The organism is Pedobacter jeongneungensis, from assembly GCF_000633455.1.
GTDB classification, from domain to species: Bacteria; Bacteroidota; Bacteroidia; order Sphingobacteriales; family Sphingobacteriaceae; genus Pedobacter; species Pedobacter jeongneungensis_A.
Window position 1 is genome coordinate 41,374 of record NZ_AYMG01000015.1, and the last position, 24,903, is coordinate 66,276.

Consider the following 24,903-nt stretch of genomic DNA (forward strand, 5'->3'; position numbering starts at 1 on the left):
AAAATAAAAAAAACCAATGCCTGAGCATTGGTTTCAATAAATTTGTTAAGAATAGGCTATGCGACTATTCCGAATTACGGTTTTTATTTACAATCTGGCTGTCTCTCGTGTTTTTCTGCACCGTAATGGCACCAAATAGAGAGAGTAAAAAGGCAAAGGCATAAAACCCTTTTTCGCTGGGTAACAATGTGGCATTCCACAAACCAATTACCAGTAAGGTGATGGTTAATAGCGTAGAAAACCAGCTGATACCGTAATAAATTTCAGTAACAGGAATTCCTTCCAGTTTATCGCGAACAGCTTTTTGTAAAGAGATTACGGCGAAAAGGCCAAACATCAATACCGTAAAATAATATCCTTTTTCGTTAAGAAGCATATCAGAACGCCACAAGCCTACAATAAAGCCGATCATTCCGATACCTAATGCCATCCAGGCCGCAGCCACGAATGCATTCGATGGTTTTTGATTCATTGTTTTGAGATTTAATTTATTTCAATAGAAAACGTTAAAGATTTCTGAATGTTATTATTTGTCTAATATATAAATTGCTTGCAAATAAGGACTAATTTAAATCGACGCGTTTTTACTTTAACTTATTTTGACAGGATAGATAAAAACATTATCCGTGCTTTAGGGTTAATCATTTTAAACACTTTATCTTAGTAAGATGCGAACGTTGCTAACTTCTGCCCAAATGCGCAGTGCCGATCAGTTTACCATTGCCAATAAACCAATTGCTTCTATTGATCTGATGGAAAAAGCCGCCAGGGCCTTTGTTCAAAGTTTTTTGAGAGATGAATTTGATACCAGTAAAAGTGTTGCTATTTTTTGTGGAAAGGGAAATAATGGCGGCGATGGACTAGCTATTGCCCATTTGCTGTTGGCTAATGGTTATCAAAATATAAAAGTTTATATCATCAACGTCAGTAACAAGCAAAGTGATGATTTTGCCATTAACCTGCAACGGATGGACGAATCGCGCTGTAAAAAAGTAGTAATTAACCAACCTTCGGATCTGAAAAGCCTGAAAGCAGATTTAGTGATCGATGCCATTTTAGGTTCGGGTTTAAATAAAACGCTAACAGGCGATTATGAAGAACTGGTTCAGTTTATCAACAAGCAGCATAAAAAGGTGTATGCTGTTGATGTACCTACTGGTTTTTTTGCTGAAGGAAAATTACCTGAAGTGTATAACGGAATAAAAGCCTATAAAACAATCTCATTTCAACGTCCAAAGATTAACTTTTTCTTTCCCGAATCTGCAGTTGCAACCGAAAAATTTGAAGTAGTGGAAATTGACTTGGATGAAGGGTTTATTCAAAAACAGGATGCCGATTTTCAGTTGATTGAAGAAAGTGATATTCAAAACATCCTTCGGCCCCGGAAATTGTTTAGCCATAAAGGTACTTATGGCCATGGATTGATTATAGCGGGCAATACCGATACCATGGGTGCGGCTTTACTCTCTTCAATGGCTTGTTTGCATACTGGTGCAGGTTTAACTACCGCTTGCATTCCACAGAGTGGATTAACAGCATTAAATACCAGCTTACCCGAAGTGATGGCATTGCCAAGAGACGAATATACGAGGATTGAAGACCCTAAAAAATATCAGGCCATAGCTATTGGACCAGGTTTAGGGACCGATCCTGAAAATGAAAAATTACTGGAAAGTTTGATACTCGCCAAACAACCTTTAATCATTGATGCAGATGCGTTGAATATACTGGGCGAAAGAAGGGATCTGATCGATAAACTTTCCCCCAATGCCATTCTTACACCCCATATGAAAGAGTTTGATCGATTATTCGGCGAACATGAAAGCTGGTGGGATAGGGTGCAATCGGCCAGAGAAAATGCGAAAAAATTAAAGATTGTTATCGTGCTTAAAAATCAATATACTTTCATTTGTCTGCCAACAGGTAAAATACTGATCAATCCAACTGGTAATCCGGCAATGGCACAAGGGGGGATGGGTGATATCTTAACCGGAATTATTGCAGGCTTTGTGGCTCAGCAATATACGGCAACAGATGCTGCTATTTTAGCCTGTTACATTCATGGAAAGGCTGGTGATGAGCTGGCTCATGAACACTTTGTGGTTACCGCTTCGCAAGTGGCTAAAAGAATATCAAGAGAAATTAAAATACTCATCTCCAGATAGTTTTAATTTATGCATGTGGAAAAAAAATGATGATGTTCTACTATCTTTCTAGTTAATAATTTATAGTTTAAGGGAATATTTTAATCAGATATCTTAAAACGGAAAACTAAATTATTATGGCACAAAAAGAGTACACGCTGAACGAACTCATTAAGGAATCAGCAGAAAACCCGGCAGAAAACGATTTTTTTGAACTGGAAAAACCTGCCATGCTCGAAGTTAACCTGAAAAATCAAAAGATTTTAGCCAAAGCCGGTTCCATGGTGGCTTACATCGGCAATATCGATTTTAAAAGAGAAGGTTTATTAAGCAAGGGTTTGGGCGGTTTATTAAAGAAAGCCATCTCTGGCGAAGGTACCTCGCTCATGCATGCCACAGGAACAGGTAAGCTGTATCTAGCCGACGAAGGCAAGAAAGTTAAAATTATCAAACTACAAAACGAATCGGTTTTTGTAAACGGAAATGATGTACTCGCCTTGGAAGAGAACATCAAAAACGAAATTAAAATGTTGAAAAGCATTGCAGGAATGATGAGTGGCGGTTTATTTCAGGTAAAACTATCGGGCAGTGGTTATATTGCCATTACCACCCACGGCGAACCGATCTTATTGAGGGTTTCGGCCAACCAACCTGTATATACAGATCCTAATGCTACGGTGGCCTGGTCTGAAAATTTAACGCCAAATATCAAAACCAATTTAACTTTCGGTTCTTTTATCGGGAGGGGAAGTGGTGAATCTTTTCAATTGGAGTTTTTTGGTGAAGGCTGGGTACTGGTACAGCCTTATGAAGAGGTGAAATACGCAGCGAAGTCTTAGTAGATTTGGTTCGTGGAGACACAAACCAAGACAATAGATAAGGGAAGTAGTATAAAAACTATGGGTCTTAGCGAGACGCTAAGACCAGTAAAGTATACAAGCGTTTTTTTGGAAAGCAGTTGCAAAAGCGTTTGGGTTTACGGAGTCCTGCCATCCGCTTTATCCCGATGAAAAATCGGGATGCCCGCTATTGTCAGGTTTAGACGGCACGGGCTGTATTACTATTGAGAGTTGCAGTGCGCAAACCTCTGCCTTAAACGGCTATCCTCTTATTTGCAAGAGGCAATCGGTTTTGGTACGGCGGTATGAGGAAGTAAAGTACGCGGCGAAATCTTAATATAGTAGCATCGTCATTCCCAACTTGATTGGGAATCGTAATGCAATAGGCTTTAAGATTCCCGCCTGCGCGGGAATGACGGTGTACTGCTTGCAAAAAGCAAAAATCCCGGCATTTTTCAATGTCGGGATTTTTTATATTGATTAAATAATTTCTAACTATACGCCGCCCATTACGGTTAATTTATCCATAGTTGGGTTAACACTTCCGCCCATAGGCTCCAAGGTTACAGCAAATGCCTGTGCCTCCTGAATGGTTTGCATTTTCACCAGGGCTTCGTTATTAGTCGAATCTGTTTTTCCGAAAACACCTAAACTTACCGGTTTTCCATTTACCAAAGCCCATAACTGATATTCATGCTCGGCATCTGTTTTTGGTAAATCCATTGCCACATAGTTAATCAGCACACTTTTATCTTTTTTGTTCCAATATACCTTCATTTTAGAAGTTGGACTAAAAGCCTGTCCTGCCATTCTGATGGTTGCCCATTCTTTGCTATCGGCCATTGCGGCCATATTATCTAATCCCTGGTTCTCAAATTCCAGTTTGCTTACCACACCGGCAAATTTTTGTTTATCCAGGTTTAAACTGGCAATCTGGTCGTGCGCAGCATTCAGTTTATTATAAGTAATAAACAATGCCGCGGTACTTACTACCAATAAAGCTATACAAGCAACTAAGGCGTAACGTAAAGTTCTCACTTTAGCATCACTTCCATCCAAACGTATAATTCTTGGTTCTTCTGTATAAATTGGTTCGGGTTGAACATTCACATTCTCTTCAACCTCACTTAATCCCAACTTTTCGAATAATCTTGTTTCTACATCTGCAGATGGTTCTACAGCATTTTGCATAGCATATTGCTCCATAGCTTGCTCAATGGCCGCTATTTCATCTCTTACCTCAGGGTTTTGAGATGCCATTTCCTCAACCTGCAACGTTTCTTCAGGTGATAAATCACCTAAAACGTACAGTTCGAGTACTCCAGATTCGATATATGCTTTTAAATTTTCCACGCTCAATTAAAATTCCTTCTCAATTCAATAATAGCCAACCGGATCCGGGTTTTCACCGTACCTAATGGCAGATCTAACTTTTCTGCGGCTTCCACATGTGTGAAACCCTTGTAATAAACTAAATCAAGAACTGCTTGTAAATCCGGTTTAAGGTTTTCTACAAGTTGCTTAACACCAAGAACATCAGGATTAAACGTAACCTTGTTTTGTTCATCAACGAAACTTACGTTATTTTCTATATCTTGGTTTTTGAGTGAATTCTTAAAATCTTTAGAACGTAGTTTGTCGATCGATAAATTGCGGGCAATATTCATCATCCACGTAAACAAACGTCCTTTTGTATGATCATAGTGTGTTGCAGACTGCCAGATTTTTACAAAAGTTTCTTGTAAAACATCTTCTGCAAGCTCTGTGTGGGTAATAATGCGTGAAATAACGCCATAAAGCGCCGACGAATACATGCTGTACAGTGTTTTTAGTACCGCTGGATCTTTCGATTGCAGTGCTTGAACAAGTTCAGGCTCGGTTAGGGTTAATTTTTTTAATGCAGTCACTATTGGTCACTAAGATACAATACAGAACACTAAAAGCAAAAAAATGTTTTAAAAATGCATTCCGCTTAGGAGTGCGATTAATTAACTTGTTTTCCAATAAGTGTTAATGGTTTAACATTTATTTTTTTTAATCATTTATTCTAAAGCCTTAAGCTTGAAAAAGTTTAACGATTTTTAACTTCTGTTTACATCAGATTGTACTATTTTAGTTTAACTAAATATAACATCTAAATGAATACAGCTCTTAAATATGGGGTACTTATAATTACCCTACTTTTCGGTACACCGATTTTTGCCCAAAAAAACAGCAATCCAAATAGCGAAGAAGACATGTTGGCCAGTTTTGGTAAACAAGGTACTTTCGTACTAAAAGGTAAAGCGAAAAATTTAAAAGATAAATTCTTTGAATTTGGCATGACAACCTATATGTACAATAATGAAAGTTATTTTGTAGATTTTAACAAAGATGGATCATTTGAAAAATCTTTTCCAATTATTAACAGCCAGCAGTTGCATCTTTATTTAAATGATGATGCGATAACCATTACTGTTGCCGACGGTGATACCATTTTGTTGAACTGGGATGAAAAGAATTTTGAGCAATCATTTAGTTTAAATGCAAGTGTAGCCAGTAGAGCTGAAATTTTAAAAACGGAATGGGAAATTTATAAAAATTTTAGAAAACCTGAATCGGAATTGAGGGATCAGTTTTATAAAGAACGTGAAACTTTGTCTGCTAAGGCAAAATTTGATCTGCTGAATAATCTATACAGTAAAAAAGTAAAATTCATTTTGTCTAAAGATACGGACCATGCCAATTCATCTACATCATATTTGCTTTCTAACAACTATTTTTCTTATGCATCCTGGCTTAGAGATGCTAAATTATTGGATCGGTTTTCCCTCAAGGTAGTAGAAGATAGTGTTTTTAAACTGCCAATGCTTGAAGGAAAAGTAAACGGTAAGCCTTCAAAATTTTTAAAATATGGTATTCTGGATGGTAGTGATAATTATAAAACTTCTAATGAAAGGTATTTAATAGATCTGCCTGAGTACAGGGAGTTTATGTTCAACTATATCCGTTTTGCCTCTCCAATTAACAGATATGTAGAAGAAACCCGGAAAAGCAGCCCGACTAATTTTAGTTTTAAAGATTATTATATGGCCAAAGCAGCTTTGCGATCAACGTTTGTGGAAGACTGGTTTATCACCAACTGCCTTATGTTTGGTTTCGACTACTATCCATTTAAAGATGTTGAGGAAGTATACAATCATTATTTACCCCAGGCAAAAACGCCCTATTTTAAAAAAGCCCTGGCAGAAAAATACGATCTGGCCAAAAATTTAAAACCTGGTTTACAGGCACCTAATTTCTCATTGCCTGATGATAAAGGAAAAAGCGTTTCGCTTAGCGATTTTAAAGGTAAAGTGGTGTATATCGATTTTTGGGGAGTAGGCTGCGGACCTTGTATTTATGATATTGAGAACTATGAAGCAAAACTGCATGAGGGTTATAAAGATAAAGATGTTGTTTTTATCAATATTTGTGTGGATAGCGGAGAAAAAGCCTGGAAAAATGCGATAAAGGAATATAAACTAACAGGTGTAAACTTAATTGCTGAAGGCTGGACCAAAAATCCGGTTTGTAAAACCTATGGCGTTAGCGGGATCCCGCATTATGTAATTATCAATAAAGATGGTACTATGGCGAATAATAATGCACCACGCATGGATGAGCTATCAGGGAATATTGGGAAAAGCGAACTGGACGCAGCGCTGAGAAAAAACTAAGTGTCTGAACTTTTTCTGTCACACTGAGCTTGTCGAAGTACCTTCTTTATATTAAAAATGGGGTCTTCGACAGGCTCAGACAGACATATTAATTATTTTTACTGATTTAAATATCCTCTACGAAGATTTAAAATCTTTAAATAATCTGAATTATGCTATTCCTTCAATAGGGAAAAGATGTTTTTCGGCGTGGTAAGATGAACGTACCAGCGGACCACTTTCTACATATTTTAAGCCTTTTGCCAAACCAGCTTCTTTGTACATGGCAAAGGTGTCAGGATGAATCCAATCAACCACAGGGTGGTGGTTGCGGGTTGGCTGTAAATATTGTCCTAAGGTTAGGATGTGAACACCATTGGCCACTAAATCGTCCATGGCTTCGAAAATATCTTCTTCCGTTTCGCCCAAACCAAGCATAATGCCTGTTTTAGTTCTTAAACCAAATTCCGAAATTCTTTTTAAAGCTTCTAAACTTCTGTCGTACTTAGCCTGGATACGCACCTGTCTGGTTAAACGCTTAACGGTTTCCATATTGTGTGAAACCACTTCCGGGCGTTCTTCTAAAACACGGTATAAATTATCCCACTGACCTTTAAAATCGGGGATTAAAGTTTCTAAAGTAGTGATCGGGCTTTCTCTGCGGATAGCCTGTAAGGTTTCAGCCCAGATAATTGAACCACCATCTTTTAAATCATCTCGGTCTACCGAAGTAATTACGCAATGTTTAACGCCCATTAATCTTACGGAATCGGCAATACGGTTAGGTTCGTCAACATCAACAGCCAATGGCCTGCCGGTTGCAACTGCACAGAAAGAACAGCTCCGGGTACAGATATTACCTAAAATCATGAAAGTTGCCGTACCTGCACCCCAACACTCGCCCATATTAGGGCAATTACCGCTTTCGCAGATGGTATGCAGCTTGTGCGTGTCTACTAAACTGCGAACTTGTGCATATTCTTTACCAACGGGCAATTTTACGCGTAACCAATCTGGTTTGCGTTTAACTTCAGTTACAGCAGGTACTACTGGTAAATCAATCATGGTACAAAGTTAATGAATAGGATTGAATTGTTGCAATGCCGAAATGTTTGAGGGTTGTAATAATAGTTTGGTTAACTGGTTAATTGTTTACCCTTCGACTATGCTCAGGGGGTTAACTGGGTATAAAGCCTAATTTTCATCTTGGTGTAAGATATTTCTATCCGACACTGAAAAATTAATCCAGATCCATCTCAAAAGCAATCTGCCGTTTATTTTCTTTAAAACCAACCCGCTCGTAAAATTGATGACTTTCGGTGCGTTTGATATTACACCTTACCTTTAATTTTTTTACCTGGTAATCTTTTGCCCAAAGTTTTACACGATCGATTAGCTGTTTCCCGATTTTTAGGTTGCGGTAAGCTGAATCTACAACCAATCCGCCAATTTCGATAAATGGATCTGATTCTATCCTTAAAGTATAAAAACCATGGATCCAACCGACTACTTTATTTTCGAATACAGCAACATAAGCACAGTTCTCATTACTGTTGTTAATCTGCCTGATCCTGATCTGTGTTTGATCAACATTACTTTGATAACCCAATTGTGTAGATAGCTCCGCCACAATTTCTGCATCTTTTTCGGTTATTGCCCTGATTTCGACCATTGTTAATAAGGTTATTATGTTAAACTAAATTAAGATTAAAAAATTGTTCTAACGTCAGATGGTAACATCTGACTGCACGGAAGCTGTGTGCTTGGCCAACTTCGTAAGTTTAACCTCCAAAAGCACCAGGCCACGCCACTTAAACCCTATTGAAGCGGAAGCCTGAGCCTCTTCGGCGAAGCTACAGCGGAAAGAGGGACTACACTTACTCATAAGCTCTAAAGTACCTTTCCAAATAATAATAAAAAATATTTGCAAGCATTTAGCTATTTGCAAGTGATACCCGATATTGCCTTTCAAATGTTAGCTAAAAATCATAAGCGAAACATTGCAACTTTAAACGTTTTTACTTTCTAACTAAATCTTACATTTGCAATATGGATACTGGCTTACAGCTTTACAATACGCTTTCACGCAAAAAAGAACTTTTTCAACCCTTAAATGCACCCAATGTTGGGATGTATGTTTGCGGTCCTACTGTTTACAGCGATGTGCACCTGGGCAATTGTCGCACATTTATTTCTTTTGATTTAATTTTCAGGTACCTTAAATATGCTGGTTATAAGGTGCGTTATGTGCGTAATATTACTGATGCAGGCCATTTAGAGGGTGATAGGGATGAGGGCGATGATAAATTTGCAAAACGTGCAAAGTTAGAGCAGCTGGAACCAATGGAAATTGTACAGAAGTATACTTTGGGTTTTCATGATGTTTTGCGCATGTTTAATACCCAGCCGCCTAGTATCGAGCCTACCGCAACCGGCCATATTATTGAGCAAATTGAAATGATCAAGGTGATTATTGCCAATGGTTATGGTTATGAAGTGGGTGGCAACGTATATTTTGATGTAGAAAAATATAGTAAAGAATATAATTATACGATTTTAACCAACCGCAACCTGGAAGACATGCTGAACAATACCCGCGAACTGGGTGGACAGGATGAGAAACGCGGAAGGTTGGATTTTGCCCTTTGGATAAAAGCAAAGCCTGAAACTTTAATGCAATGGCAATCGCCATGGGGCATGGGTTTTCCGGGCTGGCATATCGAATGTTCGGCCATGAGCGCCAAATATCTGGGTGCAGAGTTTGATATCCATGGTGGAGGAATGGATTTAGCGGCCACGCACCATACCAACGAAATTGCACAATCTGAAGCTTGCAGCCATAAACAGCCTGCACGCTACTGGATGCACACCAATATGCTTACGGTAAATGGTACACGCATGTCTAAATCGGCCGGAAATGGTTTTCTTCCTTTAGAGTTGTTTACCGGAGATCATCCTTTGCTGAAAAAAGGTTATAGCCCGATGACAGTGAAATTTTTTATGTTGCAGGCGCATTACCGCAGTACTCTGGATTTCTCTAACGATGCATTGGATGCTTCGGAAAAAGGATTCCGTCGTTTAATGTCGGCAATTGGGTTATTGGATAAATTATCCGTTTCTGAACAGAACGATTTCGATATTGATGCATTGAAAGAAAAATGCATTAATGCGATGAATGACGATTTTAACAGCCCGATTCTGGTTGCTGAGTTATTTGAAGCCGTTCGCATTATCAATACCGTTTACGATGGTAAAGGAAAGATCTCAGCAGAAGCCTTAGAAAAACTAAAACAGCTGATCAATGATTTCGTATTCGATATTTTAGGTCTGAAAGATGAAGATGCCGGAGGAAACGACTTAAATGGCGTTTTGGATATGGTGATTAACTTAAGGACTGAAGCAAAAGCCAATAAAGATTATGCAACTTCAGACCGTATTCGTATCGGATTGCAGGAATTGGGTATTCAGCTTAAAGATGGCAAAGAAGGAACAACCTGGAGTAAGGCTTAGTTAAGTTAGTCTTGAGTCTATAGTCCAAAGTCATGAGTCGATTTAAACGATGAGAAAAATTGGTTTAGTAGGAGGCATTAGCTGGGTATCGACAATAGATTATTACCGATTTATAAATGAGGGTGTAAATGAGCGATTGGGTGGATTAAATTTCGCTGAATGTATCGTTTACTCCCTTAATTTTGGAGATGTTCAGGATCATACCTGGGAAGGATCGTTTGATCTTTTGCTTCATGCCTGCCAAAGTTTAAAGCGTAGTGGTGTAGAAGCCATCGTGCTCTGCGCCAATACGGCTCATCTTTTTGCTGATCATCTTCAGGAGGAAATTGGCCTGCCGATCATCCACATCGGTACCGAAACGGCTAAAGCCATAAATGCCACCGGAATTAAAAAGGTAGGACTATTGGGTACCGTATTTACCATGGAGAAAGATTTTTACATCAAAAAACTCGAAGACCATGGATTAAACGTTTTGGTGCCAGCCCAAAAAGAAACCCGCGATTATATACAGTTTACGCTTAAAGAAGAACTGGGTAGGGGAATGATACTGGAAGAAACCAGGGCGCAGTACCTGAAAATAATTAACCACCTGATTGCAGATGGAGCGGAAGGCATTATTTTGGGATGTACAGAAATCCCAATGCTCATTAGTCAGAATGATTTCGAAATCCCAGTATTCGATACCACTAAAATTCATTGCCAGGCCATTGTAGATTATATATTATCCTAGAAGAGTACAATATCAGTTTAAATTTAAAATAGTGCTATTTTTCTTTTGCAGCAATAATGCTACCTTTAGCAAAAGTAAATGGACTGTAAATCAATATATTCAGTGAAACTGCATTCGAAAGGGATAACTTTATTTATCCTGTTTTGGAGCTTGTTTACTTTTTCCAATAACAGCGCAGGTTCGGTTGCTTTTCAATATAATCAATCTTCTCAAACAGAGTGGGTATCTCATAAACGTAAGCATTTTACTACGCCAGTTCTTTTCAGGAAGGCAATAATTAAAACTAGTGTTTCGATAGGCGAATACCTTTTACAGATTTTCACCTTTAACAGGTTACTCGCCGTAAAACTAGCCGAACTCAGCCTGATTTCCCTATCTATTCCCCGCATTTCGCGCTTATTTGTTCAGGAAGCGATCTCGCAATACCCTACAGAAAAAGATCACATAAGCTAATACCGGTTTTGGCCTGATATCCAAAAAGGCCATTCGATTATTGTTTTACAGATCTACTGATTATTCAATCGGGAAATCACCATTGATTTAAAATGAAATATTTCAAAAAAGCCATAAGGCTAATGGGATTGGTATTACTGATCTTTTTAGCTTCTATCGGACTTGGCGGGGGCGTTCCAATTCCTCCATCTAACAGAAAAGAAAATCACATCGAAATAAAAGTAGCCTTAAAAGATGCGGAGGAGGGCGAAAAATTAACCTTATCTGATATTAAGAAATAAAAAAAAGTCCCGATTTTCATCGGGACCTTTCTAAATATTTTAATTAATCGATTTTATGCCGGTTCTGCTACCCTTGCAACGTTACGGTAAGGGAATTCATTAAAAATGTGTCTGCGGGCAAAACGGCCTGGAGAATCGGCATTTACCAGTTTCACATAAATTGCTTTTGGCACATCGAAATATTCGTAAGCACTTCCATCAAAAAACTGGATGTTTAAAACCTGTTGTTTGTATTCGAAATCCTGAATATTAGATAAAGTGGTGGTTTGCGTGTAAGTTTCGATGTTCTGCTCGCGTGTTTCTGGCGCAATGCTCACTAAGAAATGGTAAGCTTCGATAATTTCTTTACTTCTTGCTTCTGCATCCAATTTCTCTTCTTCCTGCTGAAATTTATCAGGGTGACAATCTTTCATCAATGTACGGTACACCGATTTAAGCTCTTTTAACTCAGCATTTTTATCTACGTTCAAAAGCTTTCTGTAATCAACTATTTTTTTCATTGGGCTAACCTCTTTTTTAATTTTGGTGAAACGACTTTAGAAATTTCTATCCGCCAAACCGTTTCAAGGCCGCAAAGATACGATTTATAATCATTTGATTTTGAGAAAGTTTTGTTTTTTCAAATATTAACAATTACCTAACCTAAAGGTAAAATTGGGCAAAAAAAAGTTTTGCAGTATTTACACTGCAAAACTTCATATTAATAAAGGGCAATAAGCCTTTAGTATTTAACCTGTAACGAGTTTTCTATTACTTCTTTATAATAATTGATATACTCCGGAAGGATTTTTTTTAAATCAAAATCCTGTGCTCTTGTGAAGGCATTTTCTTTAAAACGGTTCAGCGTTTCATCATCCTTTAGGATTTCAATAGCATGAGCGGCCATTGCCTCCACATCGCCTACATTGCTCATGTAGCCACAAAATCCATCTACATTAAGCTCTGGTAAACCTCCGGCATTTGTGGTAATGATAGGAACTTTACAAGCCATGGCCTCTAATGCTGCTAAACCGAAACTTTCAGATTCTGAAGGCATCAGGAAAAGATCAGAAACCGATAAAATTTCTTCTACCGCATCCTGTTTGCCTAAAAATCGTACATTTTCGCAGATGTTAAGCGATCTGCATAGTTGCTCGTTATAAACACGTTCTGGTCCATCGCCAACCATTAATAGTTTTGATGGAATTACTGTCTGCACCTTTTCGAAAATTTTGATTACATCTTCTGTGCGTTTTACTTTTCTGAAGTTACTGGTGTGGATTAAAATCCGTTCGTTATTTGGGGCAATTGCTTTTTTAAAGTGATCTTTTGCCTGTAAACTAAACCTGCTAAAATCGATAAAGTTAGGGATGACTTTAATTTCTTTTGTGATTTCGAAGTGGCGATAGGTATCTTCTTTTAAATCTTCCGAAACAGTAGTTACGCCGTCGCTTTGGTTAATAGAGAAAGTTACCACTGGTTTATAGGTTGGATCTTTACCCACCAGGGTAATATCGGTACCGTGCAAAGTAGTTACCACTGGTATATGGATGCCGTAACTGGCCAAAATCTGCTTGGCCATAAAAGCCGCAGAAGCGTGTGGAATGGCGTAATGAACGTGCAATACATCCAGTTGCTCAAAACGGACAACATCTACCAGTTTGCTGGCCAATGCCGATTCGTAGGGCGCATAATCAAAAAGCGGGTAATTCCTTACCGAAACCTCGTGATAAAACAGGTTGGCGGAAAAGAAATCGAGCCTTGCAGGCTGACTATATGTGATAAAGTGAACCTGATGACCCTCGTTAGCAAGAGCCTTACCAAGTTCTGTTGCAACTACTCCACTACCGCCAAAAGTGGGGTAGCAAACAATTCCTATCTTCATTATAAACGTATTGTTGTTATCGCAAATGTACCCGATTTTAATCTATAATGCGTGTCGGCCTATTGCAATAATAAAGACTAGATAATAAGTAGAGATTTCTTTGGTGAACTGAGGTGGTTATTTGAGGTTTCTCATTTCCTCTTTTATCACCAAAAACAGTTCATTAGGTCTTTGTGTGCCAATAAAGTATTCTAAACCATCACGATCGGTTAATACAACCGCATCTTTACCTGATGAATAGAAACGGATGGTACCCTTGGTATGAAGATTATATACCGGATTATTGAAAAAATAACGACTATAAGTTGCTTTGCGCACGTCAACAATACTGTTTAAATCTATTTTAACACGTTTTGTTGTCCAGAGTCCGTCCAATACCATGCTGCCATTATCTACAATAATTTTGTACTGGATCAGAAATAACAGGAGCATAGAAACACCGATAATCCCGAAACCCACTACCAAGAACAGATCTTGCGTATTGTCGCGGTCGCGTTCATAAACATAGGCTGCAAAACAGAAAGCTGCCATAATCAACCGAATAAAAATGCGGACGTAATCGCGGCCAATGTATTGTTTTTCGATATAGGCGTATCTGCTTTCCACTTATTTAATTTTGAGTTCGAATATAGCAACTTTTTTTGTTGCAGTAGTTAATTTATATCGGTTATCCTGTCGCATACCTGCAATCCAAACAATTTCGCCATTTCCGTTTACTAAAATAGGGGTGGTGTTTTTCAAATGTAGCGGAACTTTCTCGTCAATAAAATAATCGCTCACCTTTTTCAGGCTACGCATGCCCAGGGGGACAAATTTATCTCCATTTTGCCAATTCCTCAGTACCAATGGGAAAATCAACTTACCGGCATTTACAAAAGCTTTATTTGCATCGGATTCGAATTTTATTTCTTCCGTAAACGCTAATGTTATTTCGTGATCGGCAAAAACAATGCTTTCGGTAGCAGGGTGGATAAACTGACTGGCGGTAACCAAAACGTTTTTCTCAACGATTACCAAATCATTTCTATTAATAATGGCCTGGTGTGTTGAGCTAAAAAAGTGTGTTCCACTTGGTGATTTTAAACTGTCCAGAATTTCCTGTATTACATGCTCACCAAAACCAAAAGGCTTAAGCAGTTCGTAAAGCAATAGCTTTTGAGGGTTTAATCGTTTAATTTCCGGTAAGGAAATGTAAATTCCATCAAGCCTTTTATTTAAAATTTTATCTGCCAGTTTTTGAACCTGCACATTTAAAAAAGTCTCCAGCTCAGCAAAGCGGGAAATATTTTCGGCAAAGGTTTTTTCAAGGTTGGGGTTAATTTCCTGCAAATGAGGTACAACATGTAACCTGATCTTATTGCGGGTATAGTGGGTGCTGGCATTCGAGCTATCCTCCACAAAATCGATGTTATTGGCCGTTACCAGTTCCTCAATCTGCTGCCGGTTTAAAAATAACAATGGCCTGATTAAACGGCCGCGTTTAGGCAAAATGCCATGCAAACCACTTATTCCTGTGCCGCGGGTAAGATTAATCAATACCGTTTCAACTGCATCATTTTGATGTTGTGCCAGGGCAATGTAATCGTACTGTTCCGAAAGCCTGATTTCTTCAAACCAATGATAACGCAGATCACGTGCAGCCATCTGCGTCGAAATTTTATTTTCGGCAGCATATTTTTTTGTATCAAAATGCGTTACATAAAAAGGTAACCCTAAATTTTTGACCAGTAATGCAACAAAACTTTCATCCCGTTGCGCCTCATCGGCCCTTAAATTAAAATTACAATGTGCTACACCAACATCAACGCCTATTGCTTTAAACAAATGCAACATTAATACCGAATCTTTGCCCCCGCTAACGGCCAAAAGTATCCTGTTACCCTGAACAAATAGCTGTTGCTGTTCAATAAAGTCCTGAAATTGCTGTAAGGGTAACATCCACCAAAAATATTTAATTTTAACTGGTATTCCGAACGTTCGGAACAAAAAACTAACTTTGTAGTGTGCAAAAACTATTTGTCTTTTTATTTCTTCTAATCAGTCCGGTATTTTTATTCGGTCAGCAACCTGCCTCGAAAATTAAAATTGTTTCTTATCGGCATATCTCAGGTGATATTAAAAAGAAAGCAACTTATCTGAATTTTGTTGTTTTTCAACAGGATAATGCCACTTTAGCCTGCGATAGTGCTGTTTTTTACAGCGAGCGGAACTATTTTGAAGCTTATAAAAACGTGCACATTAACCAGCTTACCACCGATATCTATTCAGATCAACTGGAATATGACGGAAATAAAAAGCAGGCACATTTAACGGGGAACGTAAGGATGATCGATCCAACATCGGTCTTAACCACCAATATTTTAGATTATAATACACTCACAAAAATAGGCACTTATACTAGTGGCGGTAAAATTGTAAATAAAGAAGTAACACTAACGAGTAAAAATGGTTATTATTTTAGTCAAAGAAACGTCGCCTATTTTAGATATGATGTTGTAGTAGTCACGCCTCAATCGGTGATCAAATCGGATACGATGAGTTACAATACACAGGATAAATGGACCTACTTTTATGGGCCAACCAATATTAAAGGAAAAGACGATAATCTTTACACTGAAAATGGCCAATATAATACCATGACGGAGGATGCCTTTTTCGGGAAGAAAAATCTTTATACACAAGGTACACGATCTTTAAAGGGAGATAGTTTATATTATTTTGGCAAGCAGGGAGTTGGTAAAGCGGTAAAAAACATCGTTTTTTCTGATACCAAGGATAAAATGAAAATGTTTGGCGATTTAGGCTATTATTATAAGATAGATCAGCGTACACTCGTAACCCGGAATGCATATATGGGTATTGGCACTGAAGATTCGGTAATGGTTAAGAACAAAAAAAGGCCTGATAGTTTATGGATGGGTGCCGATACTTTGGAAACGCAGATGGTGCTGCAAAAAAACTTAAAACTGATCCCTAAAATTTCGATCAAAGCCGATAACCAGGTTGGTGAGGATGATGAAGACGGCGGAAAAAAAGGAAACGCCGAGCCCAAAGTAAAACCCGAAATCCAATCTACCCAAAAAGAAGATAGGAGTAAAAGGAAGGCTGACAAGAAGAAAAAAAACAAGGGTGATGATAAAACCGAGGATTTACTGAATCTGAAGGATAAAAGTACCGATAGCTTAAAATCGAAAATAGATTCGCTGAGCAAAGGACTTCCCAAAATTAATCCCGATAGTTTGCAGAAGGATAATGTTTTAAAAAGCAAGGCTGATTCTTTGATCAAAAATTTGCCTAAACTTAAAACAGATAGCCTGCAAAAGAAAATTGCGGATAAAGCAGCACCGATTGTTAAAGAGGTATCAAAAACAAAAATTGATAGTCTGCAAAAAAAGGTCGCCAAATCTGGTGTTAAAGATAGTTTAACAAAAGTTATAGGAAATTTAAAGCTTGGGAAACCCAACGATACCGCTAAATTTAATCCTGCAGATACCGTCCAGGCGCGTATTATTAAGGCTTACCACGGAGTGAAAATCTTTAAAACGAATATTCAGGCCAAAACAGATAGTCTTTTTTACACCAGTGCTGATTCTACTTTACGTTGCTACAGCAACCCGATTATCTGGTCGGAAGGCTCGCAGCAGGTTGGCGATACCATCTATGTGCAGTTCAAAAACAAAAAGCTGAATAATTTACAGGCCATTAAAAATGCATTTTTGGTAAATACCCCAGCCGATTCGCTAAGGTTTAACCAGATAAAAGGCCGTTTAATGACAGGTTTCTTTTATAATGGAAAATTAAAAAACCTTTATGTGGATGGAAACGCAGAAAGTATTTACTATACCCAGGATGACAGTACAAAGGTTTACAAAGAAATGAACCAGACGCTAAGCAGCAGGATCAAGTTCATTTTTAAGGACAAAGAAAACGCAATTGAAGATATCGTTTACATCAAGGGAGTAGAGGGGGCATTAAACCCTGAAAATACGATTGCAAAAGACCATGCTTTAAAGGGTTTTTCGTGGAAGCCTAGTGAGCGGCCAAAATCGAAGAAAGATGCCATTGGGTCGTCAGGTAAGCCAAAGCCCAAAGCAAAGGCAAAAGCAGGTAAACCTGTTGTAGCAGGTGCAAAAACAACTGCTCCTGTAGCTAAGCCTTCGGCGACAGTCCCTGTTGTAAAACCAAAAATCACAATGGCTAAAGACAGTTTAAACCTGGATAAGAAACTGCCAGTTAGCAAAACAGCGGATACCGCAAACTTTGGCATTAAACCCATTTTACCAAAAAAGGATAGTGTTCAGGTGAAAAAGGATACTTTACAGGTAAAAAAGCCAGCTGGTAAAATGTAGTTTGTTATTCGGCAAATAAATGTTTAAATTTAGTTATGGATTTACAATCAGAAAAATTAAGTGTACTCCAGCAGATTATCAACTCTAATGATGAGGGTTTGATAAGAGACATTAAATCATTAATCACTGCACGGGATTTTGATTGGTTTGATGGCTTAAATAGCAATCAACAAAATGATGTTTTGGAAGGAATTAATCAACTCGATCGTGGCGAAAGTTTCAGTAATGAAGAAGCAAAAAACAGATTTAGCATGTAATGAATATTATATGGTCTAAAAGAGCAGGTGAAACTTTCCAGAAAAACATAGATTACCTAAAAGAAAATTGGACGGAGATTGAGGTGAAAAAGTTTATCGCTAGGGTATTTACTTATCTTGAAACGCTATCCAAAGAACCTTTTATTTCTAGAAAAACGTATAAAACAAAGAATACACATATAGGTGTTATTATTCCACATATATCTGTTGTATACAGGATTAAGCCTAAAACAAAAACTTTAGAAATTGTAACCTTTATTGACAATCGACAAAGTGGGAAAAAGAAAAAAAGATTTTTATAATTCCGGTCCCCTTAAAAAATCAATCATCTTTCTCAACGCAATAGCCCTGTGACTGATTTTGTTCTTCTCTGCCATATCCATTTCAGCAAAGGTGATCTCATAGCCATCCGGTTGGAAAATAGGATCATAACCAAAACCTTTCGAACCAGATAATGCTGCTCTGATTGTTCCTTCAATTATTCCTTCAAAAATATGGTTCTCGCCATTCTGCATGAGTGAAATTACCGTTTTAAATCTGGCTTTTCTATTGTTGTTCCCTTCAAGTTTCTTTAAAACCAGCTGAATGTTTTCTGCGCTATCACGGCTTCCCGAATACCTTGCAGAATAAACCCCAGGTTCGTTATTTAAAGCCTCCACCTCTAAGCCGCTATCATCTGCAAAACAGTCTAAACTAAAATGTTCTACCACATACGCACTCTTCAGACTTGCATTACCTTCAAAAGTGTCGGCCGTTTCAGGGATATCAACTAAACAACCAATGTCTTCCAGGTTCAGTACTTCATATTTTCCTTCAAGTGCTGCACGTATTTCTTCTGTTTTATGTTGATTATTGGTGGCAAAAACGAGTTTTTTCATTGGGGAAAATTTGGAAGGTTAAAAAGTTGGAATGTTGAAAGGTTAAGGTTTCTGTGTAAAGGCTACAATCCATCTTGATACTTGATACTAATAAATGGATACTAACTACTTCATACTCCCGAGCTATTTAATTTTTTGGAGGTGGCCCCAAAGGGTTTTCTTTGCGGTTAAATCACTATCCAGATGATGAAGATTTGGGGCGAAGATAATTTTGGTGCTTTCATGAATGATGATTTCGTTCTGCCAGGTTAGGTTAAGTTTTAGGTCAGCAATTTCCACCCCGAACGACAACATGATAACCGGTTTAAAAAAACCGTGCAGTTCTAAGTAGTCTGTCCCTTTATAATTTGCGTAGTTTAACACGGCAAAATCGGGTGTACCCAGATCAACCGCTTTTACAATTTTACGGAGTAGTTCCCTACCTTGTTCGGTACTTACATCATGCTGCTGATCGTTCACCAATATCAGTACCGATTTTTTATTTCCGCCCAAAAATTTAAATGTTTTTTCAGGCAGAGGTTCGGCCACAATATGCGGAATTTCAGGAGCTTGTGGGTAAACTTTTAGTGTTTCTGTAGGTTTAATCGCTGGAATTTGGATAGTTTCTGCCTTTAAAACTGTTTCTTTTTCTTCAGCGAGCGAAACATTTTCAGGAACAAAAACTGGCTCAGGATTACGCAAAGGCCGAATTTCTACACTTTCATCCTTCACCACGAAAACTTCGTCGGTAAAAAATAAACGTAAAGCGTTCGCATTGTTGGTAACCTGGTTTTCCATTCGTATTTTTGTTGGATAATAATTTCTGTTAAAATTAGTTAAATATCTTATAATAGCGTCGCTAATTGTTACTTTTATCCCTTAAAATTTATAGAGTGCTCTGTGTGAGGAAAGCTTACTGCCTATTTGTTTTTAGCTTTATTTATAGCATTTCGTTTGCACAAAACGTGGCTGTTGTAAATGGTAAATCGATAAGTGCCAGGGAGTTTATGTGGGCGTATAAAAAAAGCCACAATGGAAACATCAGTGCTGCTTACGATACCTTACAAGCTTATCTAAACCTGTATATAAATTTTAAACTCAAAGTTTTGGATGCCCGCGATATGGGACTGGATAAAAGTGCCAGCTATCAGGAAGAAATCAAAACTTATGAGGACGCATTAATAGCGCATAAAAAAGTTGGTGGCGGTAATAAAGACCGTGATTTTTTATTGAATGAGTACCGCGAAGGTGTTTTAATGTTCAATGTTTCGGAACAAAAAATATGGAACAAAGCACAGGAAGATGACCAGGCGATAAATGATTTTTACAGTAAAAACCAGCAAAATTATAACAAACCCCTGAGCGAAGTTAGGGGAGAGGTAATTGCCGATTATCAACTGAGTTTAGAAGATAAATGGCTAAAAAGCCTTAAACAGAAATATCAGGTAAGGATTAACGATAACGAGCTTAAAAAGCTTGCCAGGTTATAACCAGCGTGATGGAGAATAACCATAAATATTAAATTTGCAAAATATAACAAATAGAATGAAGAAAGTTTTTTTAGTAGCAACCGCTTTAATTTGCCTGTTTTTAAACAGTTATGCGCAAAAGCATACTGTAGATAAAGTTGCTGCTGTTGTAGGAAATAATATTATCCTGCTATCAGATTTAAACCAACAATATACCCAATATCTTTATCAGGGTAACCCGGCCAATGATGAGATAAAATGTAAAATTTTACAACAAACCTTAACTCAGAAACTGCTTAAACAACAGGCAGAAATCGATTCGGTTATGGTTGAAGATGGTGCGGTTGATGATGAGGTAAATAAACGTATGCGTTACAGTATGCAGCGTGCGGGTGGACAGGAGCGCTTAGAACAGTTCCTGAACAAATCGGTGCTTCAGTATAAAGATGAAATCAGGCCATCGGTAAAAGATGAATTGATTGCGCAGAAAATGCAGCAAAAAATTACCGAAAATATCAACGTTACCCCAATGGAGGTTGAAAAATATTTCAAGTCTTTAGGCGATAGCATTCCGGAGTTTAATACCGAGGTAGAAGTTGGTGAGGTAATTTTAAATCCTCAGTTAACCAGGGCCGAAAAGCAAAAATTCCGCGATAAAATTGAAGCCCTTCGTTTAAGGGTTAAAGCAGGCGAAGATATGGGCGTATTAGCTAAAACCTATTCGGAAGATCCGGGGTCTGCTGCCGATGGTGGTGATTATGGCTTTATCGACAGAAATACCATGGTTAAAGAGTTTACCGCCTGGGCTTTTAAACTAAAAGCAGGAGAAATTTCACCGGTTTTCGAAACAGATTATGGTTTCCACTTTTTACAGGTATTAGAGCGCAGGGGCGAGCAGGTACACGTAAGGCACATTTTAATTATGCCTAAAACTACACCAGAAAGCTTAACACGTTTAAAACTTCATGCAGATAGTATTTACCACAACATTATCGGTAAAAAATTAAGCTTTGCGGCGGCTGCAAACCTTTACTCTGATAATAAAGAAACCAAATATAACGGCGGTATGATGCTTAATGCTGAAAATGTTCAGGCAAGAAGTACTTTTATTCCGGTTGATAAATTAGACCCGTCGGTATTTTTGGTAATCGATAGCATGAAAATTGGTGGTGTTTCTAAACCTGATTTATTTACTGCACCTGATGGAAAACAAGGTTACCGCATTTTATATTTAAAATCGAAAATACCGCCACACAAAGCAAATCTGAAACAGGATTTTCCAAAAATCAGGGATGCTGCACAAAGTGATAAAATTAATCGTACTTTAAGCGAATGGTTTCAAAAACGTCGCGAAAGCACTTACATTAAAATCGACGACGAATTTAATACCTGTGATGAGTTAAAAATCTGGACTAAAACCACAGCCGCAAAATAACACCAATGCAGTATAAGAACGAAGTAGAAGCTGTTGATGCACTTCATCAATCTTTCAACAACATTAAAGCCGAAATAAGCAAAGTAGTAGTTGGACAGGATGACATCATAAAATCTGTTTTAATCGCCATTTTCAGTAACGGACATTGTCTGTTGGTTGGCGTACCCGGATTGGCTAAAACTTTACTTGTACAAACTGTGGCATCTGTTTTAGACCTCGATTTCAACAGGATCCAGTTTACACCAGATTTAATGCCAAGCGATATTATTGGCGCAGAGATTTTAGGAGAAGACAGGCACTTTAAATTTATAAAAGGGCCTGTTTTTTCTAATATTATCCTGGCAGATGAAATTAACCGTACCCCTCCAAAAACGCAGGCTGCTTTATTAGAAGCCATGCAGGAGAAATCGGTTACCGCCGCTGGTCAAACCCATACTTTGCCAAAACCATTCTTTGTTTTGGCCACACAAAACCCGATTGAACAGGAAGGAACTTATCCATTGCCCGAGGCGCAATTAGACCGTTTCATGTTCAATATTCAGTTAAACTATCCTGCTTTTGCAGATGAACTGAACATTGTTAAAAACACCACCAGTAATAAAACCATTCAACTGCAGAAAATTATCCATGCAGACGATATTCAATATTTCCAGAAACTGATCCGCGATATTCCCATTACCGACAATGTTTTGGAGTATGCCGTTAAGCTGGCTGCTAAAACCCGTCCAAATAGCGAATTCGCTACCGAGGCCGTGAATAAATACATTAGCTGGGGTGCAGGTCCACGTGCGTCGCAGTTTTTAGTGTTGGGCGCTAAATGCCATGCCGCAGTTACCGGAAAATATTCTCCTGATATTGAAGATGTGAAAGCCGTAGCAGAGCCTATTTTACGTCATCGTATTGTGCGTAATTACCGCGCCGAAGCTGAAGGTTTATCGATCGAAAAAATCATCAAAGATTTATTGTAGCATAGACTTAGTTAGTCGGGATTTGTAATCCCGTCTCAAGAAAAGGTTACCTTTTATAAAATAGTGTATTAAAGATTTGTAATCTCCGTTCAAATATGGAGGCTCCAAATATGATTTTCGATTTTATTAAAAGGCGGTATATTCCACTTATATCATTATTACCGTATTTTGCTGTTTGGGCCCTTTTTTTTATGCCTGTAGACCCTTCAAAAAGAAGCTGTGGGGCTGCAAATGCCGGGATGCTTATTCTAATGATCCTGGCGATGGCATCTACCACTATAACATTCCTTGTACTTATTCATGTAAACAAAGGGCAAGAACGCAAAGACTTTACTACTATACTTTTACTCACCTATTTACCTTTATTGATTGGCATTATAAATCTGGTAACCTAAAATCTCGACCAACAAAAGACTTCGCAAATAAAATTCATCTCAAACAATTATATTTGTTTTAACGATGGAAGCCAATAACCTTACCGGTGCAATTGCTGCACTAATGGATGAATATAAGAAAGCAGTTAATGAGCTGATTACTGTAATTGAGCCAATAAGCCAGCAACAATTGCTCCGAACCATCGAGCCAAAAAGTACTAATACTGATTGCATCTCCATCCAAACCATTTTAACGCATGTATGCGCCTCAATGTTTAGTTATGCGGTTTACATCGAAAACTCCATCGGATTGGAAACGACCAGACCAGAACGGCTGCAATTTGATCAGGTAGCGCCCTATATTTCAAGGCTAAAGGAAGCATTTAATTATAATCAGGATTTTTTCATCAGAAACCCCAACATTACAGTGGAAGAGTTTGATCAAGCCAAAAAGATCAATACCAGGTGGGGACAACAATATGATGTAGAACAGATGCTCGAACATGCCATCGTTCATATTTTAAAGCATAGGAGGCAGATTAAAAATGCACTCGTCAAGATGAAAAGCTGATCAATCGAAAAAAAATAATTTGCAATTCATTGAAAATAAATATCTTTGCATCAAATTTACAGAAATGCTACGTCAACTATATATCCAAAAAATGCACTTTAGCCCGTCTTGTGGCATAAAGGGTTTGGGTATTGACTTAAATTTCCTTCCCAACCCTTAGCGTTTTTGCCATCATAGCATAAACCAAAATTTAAAAATCAATTTAATTACCCATTTGCTAAGCAAAATACCGCTTAACAAAATTAATAATATCCGTTATGGACATTTATACTACTGTAGAGGAAAAATATCTACAGGCCATTGAAGAGTTGCACTGGGGCGAGCTGCCTAAAGCACTTCAGTATTTTAATGAGCTTATTGCCTTCGATCCTGATTACGCCAGAGGTTATTTTCAGTTGGGAGATATTTATCACGAGCGTTTTAAAGATTACAAAACTGCTGGTTATTATTACAAACGTTGCACCGAACTCGATGCTGATTTTCCGGAGGTTTACGAACCCTATTTAAAGCTGGTGATTACACTAAAAATGCATAAGCTGGTTAAACAGATTGCTGATAAAGCTTTAAGTGTTGCAGGCGTTTGCGAAGCCCATATTTACGAAAGTTTAGGTTTGCATGCAGAACAACAGCAAAATTTTGCAGAAGCCGCAAACTATTTTAAAAAAGCAGAACTGTTTAATGCCGTTCAGGATGAGCATAGTGCTTTACTCGAGCATCAGAACCGCATTAAAAGTAAAATGAACAGCACTAAAAAAATGATTTACGATTTACAGGGATAAAGGGCTAGCCTTTATCCCTAGGCTTTTACATACAAATCGCCATTTTATCTTTTTATTTTAATTTTGTTATTATCTTTACCACACAATTACAAAGCATAAATTCTTAAATCAAAAATATTCGATATGTCAGCTCACGATTCACACGCGCCAGTTCAGCAAACTAAAGGCATTTGGGCACTACCATTAACTGCTTGGATTATTGTTTTAATCCTGCTTGTGGCTTTCACAAGACCAATTTTCCACCATGGTGAAGAAACTTCTTCGCACGAGAAAACTGAAGCACACCACACAGAAGCTCCTGAATCGCATCACTAGGCATTAGTAAAACTCAAACAAAAAAAGCGCT

General features: G+C 38.0%; 27 protein-coding genes. 16 read left to right on the forward strand and 11 right to left on the reverse strand.

Going from position 1 to position 24,903, the window contains the following annotated elements; translation table 11 throughout:
* Positions 1-64: 64 nt before the first annotated feature.
* Positions 65-472, reverse strand: coding sequence for an inner membrane protein YiaA (yiaA, locus tag U859_RS0114980; RefSeq protein ID WP_025144167.1), 408 nt, complete (start codon positions 470-472; stop codon positions 65-67).
* A 196-nt stretch (positions 473-668) separates the two neighbouring features.
* Here yiaA and U859_RS0114985 point away from each other — a divergent pair, with 196 nt between their 5' ends.
* Both U859_RS0114985 and U859_RS0114990 read left to right on the forward strand, forming a co-directional pair.
* Positions 669-2,165, forward strand: a complete 1,497-nt coding sequence (locus tag U859_RS0114985) for a bifunctional ADP-dependent NAD(P)H-hydrate dehydratase/NAD(P)H-hydrate epimerase (RefSeq protein ID WP_025144168.1) — start codon at positions 669-671, stop codon at positions 2,163-2,165.
* Between the two features lie 116 nt (positions 2,166-2,281).
* Positions 2,282-2,983: an AIM24 family protein gene (locus U859_RS0114990; protein ID WP_025144169.1), complete on the forward strand. Its 702-nt coding sequence runs from the start codon at positions 2,282-2,284 to the stop codon at positions 2,981-2,983.
* 495 nt (positions 2,984-3,478) lie between these two features.
* Here the strand turns inward: U859_RS0114990 and U859_RS0114995 are convergent, their stop codons facing one another.
* Together U859_RS0114995 and U859_RS0115000 are read right to left on the reverse strand one after the other, a co-directional pair.
* Positions 3,479-4,336 (reverse strand): anti-sigma factor domain-containing protein, encoded by an 858-nt coding sequence (locus U859_RS0114995; RefSeq protein ID WP_029985800.1) that lies wholly within the window; start codon positions 4,334-4,336, stop codon positions 3,479-3,481.
* 2 nt (positions 4,337-4,338) lie between these two features.
* Entirely contained in the window at positions 4,339-4,890 is a 552-nt protein-coding gene (locus U859_RS0115000; RefSeq protein WP_025144171.1) for an RNA polymerase sigma factor, read from the reverse strand.
* 231 nt (positions 4,891-5,121) lie between these two features.
* Between U859_RS0115000 and U859_RS0115005 the strand changes: the two genes are divergently transcribed.
* Positions 5,122-6,681, forward strand: coding sequence for a TlpA family protein disulfide reductase (locus U859_RS0115005; protein WP_025144172.1), 1,560 nt, complete (start codon positions 5,122-5,124; stop codon positions 6,679-6,681).
* Positions 6,682-6,831: 150 nt separating this feature from the next.
* Here the strand turns inward: U859_RS0115005 and lipA are convergent, their stop codons facing one another.
* Both lipA and U859_RS0115015 read right to left on the reverse strand, forming a co-directional pair.
* Positions 6,832-7,725, reverse strand: coding sequence for a lipoyl synthase (gene lipA, locus U859_RS0115010; RefSeq protein ID WP_025144173.1), 894 nt, complete (start codon positions 7,723-7,725; stop codon positions 6,832-6,834).
* A gap of 175 nt (positions 7,726-7,900) precedes the next feature.
* Positions 7,901-8,332, reverse strand: coding sequence for a GNAT family N-acetyltransferase (locus U859_RS0115015; RefSeq protein ID WP_025144174.1), 432 nt, complete (start codon positions 8,330-8,332; stop codon positions 7,901-7,903).
* A 377-nt stretch (positions 8,333-8,709) separates the two neighbouring features.
* Here U859_RS0115015 and cysS point away from each other — a divergent pair, with 377 nt between their 5' ends.
* The 4 genes from cysS (at position 8,710) to U859_RS0115040 (ending at position 11,634) form a co-directional block, all read left to right on the forward strand.
* Entirely contained in the window at positions 8,710-10,170 is a 1,461-nt protein-coding gene (gene cysS / locus U859_RS0115025; protein WP_025144176.1) for a cysteine--tRNA ligase, read from the forward strand.
* A gap of 49 nt (positions 10,171-10,219) precedes the next feature.
* Positions 10,220-10,900 carry an aspartate/glutamate racemase family protein gene (locus tag U859_RS0115030; RefSeq protein WP_025144177.1) on the forward strand — a complete coding sequence of 227 codons (681 nt, stop codon included), beginning with the start codon at positions 10,220-10,222 and terminating at the stop codon, positions 10,898-10,900.
* Between the two features lie 102 nt (positions 10,901-11,002).
* Complete coding sequence (locus U859_RS0115035) at positions 11,003-11,353, forward strand: hypothetical protein (protein ID WP_162799939.1); 351 nt, start codon at positions 11,003-11,005, stop codon at positions 11,351-11,353.
* Positions 11,354-11,445: 92 nt separating this feature from the next.
* The gene (locus tag U859_RS0115040) at positions 11,446-11,634 is read left to right on the forward strand and encodes a hypothetical protein (protein WP_025144179.1); all 189 of its coding nucleotides are present in this window, start codon (positions 11,446-11,448) and stop codon (positions 11,632-11,634) included.
* 53 nt (positions 11,635-11,687) lie between these two features.
* Here U859_RS0115040 and U859_RS0115045 read toward each other — a convergent pair whose 3' ends face one another.
* The 4 genes from U859_RS0115045 to tilS form a co-directional block, all read right to left on the reverse strand.
* Positions 11,688-12,134, reverse strand: a complete 447-nt coding sequence (locus U859_RS0115045; RefSeq protein ID WP_025144180.1) for a KTSC domain-containing protein — start codon at positions 12,132-12,134, stop codon at positions 11,688-11,690.
* A gap of 221 nt (positions 12,135-12,355) precedes the next feature.
* Positions 12,356-13,498, reverse strand: coding sequence for an N-acetyl-alpha-D-glucosaminyl L-malate synthase BshA (bshA, locus tag U859_RS0115050; protein WP_025144181.1), 1,143 nt, complete (start codon positions 13,496-13,498; stop codon positions 12,356-12,358).
* 117 nt (positions 13,499-13,615) lie between these two features.
* Positions 13,616-14,104, reverse strand: coding sequence for a hypothetical protein (locus U859_RS0115055; RefSeq protein WP_025144182.1), 489 nt, complete (start codon positions 14,102-14,104; stop codon positions 13,616-13,618).
* Complete coding sequence (gene tilS, locus U859_RS0115060) at positions 14,105-15,436, reverse strand: tRNA lysidine(34) synthetase TilS (protein WP_025144183.1); 1,332 nt, start codon at positions 15,434-15,436, stop codon at positions 14,105-14,107. It abuts the gene before it with no gap.
* A gap of 65 nt (positions 15,437-15,501) precedes the next feature.
* Between tilS and U859_RS0115065 the strand changes: the two genes are divergently transcribed.
* Genes U859_RS0115065 through U859_RS0115075 form a run of 3 tightly spaced genes read left to right on the forward strand, consistent with a single transcriptional unit; the run spans position 15,502 to position 18,406 of the window.
* Complete coding sequence (locus tag U859_RS0115065) at positions 15,502-17,847, forward strand: OstA-like protein (protein ID WP_025144184.1); 2,346 nt, start codon at positions 15,502-15,504, stop codon at positions 17,845-17,847.
* 35 nt (positions 17,848-17,882) lie between these two features.
* A complete protein-coding gene (locus U859_RS0115070; RefSeq protein WP_025144185.1) occupies positions 17,883-18,104 on the forward strand; it encodes a hypothetical protein in 222 nt (73 codons plus the stop codon).
* Positions 18,104-18,406: a type II toxin-antitoxin system RelE/ParE family toxin gene (locus tag U859_RS0115075; RefSeq protein WP_025144186.1), complete on the forward strand. Its 303-nt coding sequence runs from the start codon at positions 18,104-18,106 to the stop codon at positions 18,404-18,406. The genes U859_RS0115070 and U859_RS0115075 overlap by 1 nt, the downstream gene beginning before the upstream one ends.
* Here U859_RS0115075 and U859_RS0115080 read toward each other — a convergent pair.
* Complete coding sequence (locus tag U859_RS0115080) at positions 18,401-18,982, reverse strand: non-canonical purine NTP diphosphatase (RefSeq protein WP_025144187.1); 582 nt, start codon at positions 18,980-18,982, stop codon at positions 18,401-18,403. The genes U859_RS0115075 and U859_RS0115080 overlap by 6 nt on opposite strands.
* A 123-nt stretch (positions 18,983-19,105) precedes the next feature.
* Positions 19,106-19,759, reverse strand: a complete 654-nt coding sequence (locus U859_RS31110; protein WP_025144188.1) for a hypothetical protein — start codon at positions 19,757-19,759, stop codon at positions 19,106-19,108.
* Positions 19,760-19,926: 167 nt separating this feature from the next.
* Between U859_RS31110 and U859_RS0115090 the strand changes: the two genes are divergently transcribed.
* From U859_RS0115090 to U859_RS0115120, 6 genes are all read left to right on the forward strand, one after another.
* A complete protein-coding gene (locus tag U859_RS0115090; RefSeq protein ID WP_240183055.1) occupies positions 19,927-20,451 on the forward strand; it encodes a hypothetical protein in 525 nt (174 codons plus the stop codon).
* A gap of 55 nt (positions 20,452-20,506) precedes the next feature.
* Entirely contained in the window at positions 20,507-21,865 is a 1,359-nt protein-coding gene (locus U859_RS0115095; RefSeq protein WP_025144190.1) for a peptidylprolyl isomerase, read from the forward strand.
* A 5-nt stretch (positions 21,866-21,870) separates the two neighbouring features.
* Positions 21,871-22,833, forward strand: a complete 963-nt coding sequence (locus tag U859_RS0115100) for an AAA family ATPase (RefSeq protein WP_025144191.1) — start codon at positions 21,871-21,873, stop codon at positions 22,831-22,833.
* Positions 22,834-23,292: 459 nt separating this feature from the next.
* Complete coding sequence (locus U859_RS32005) at positions 23,293-23,778, forward strand: hypothetical protein (protein ID WP_025144193.1); 486 nt, start codon at positions 23,293-23,295, stop codon at positions 23,776-23,778.
* A 257-nt stretch (positions 23,779-24,035) separates the two neighbouring features.
* Positions 24,036-24,557: a tetratricopeptide repeat protein gene (locus U859_RS0115115; RefSeq protein ID WP_025144194.1), complete on the forward strand. Its 522-nt coding sequence runs from the start codon at positions 24,036-24,038 to the stop codon at positions 24,555-24,557.
* A gap of 123 nt (positions 24,558-24,680) precedes the next feature.
* Positions 24,681-24,872, forward strand: a complete 192-nt coding sequence (locus U859_RS0115120; RefSeq protein WP_025144195.1) for a hypothetical protein — start codon at positions 24,681-24,683, stop codon at positions 24,870-24,872.
* Positions 24,873-24,903: the final 31 nt, after the last annotated feature.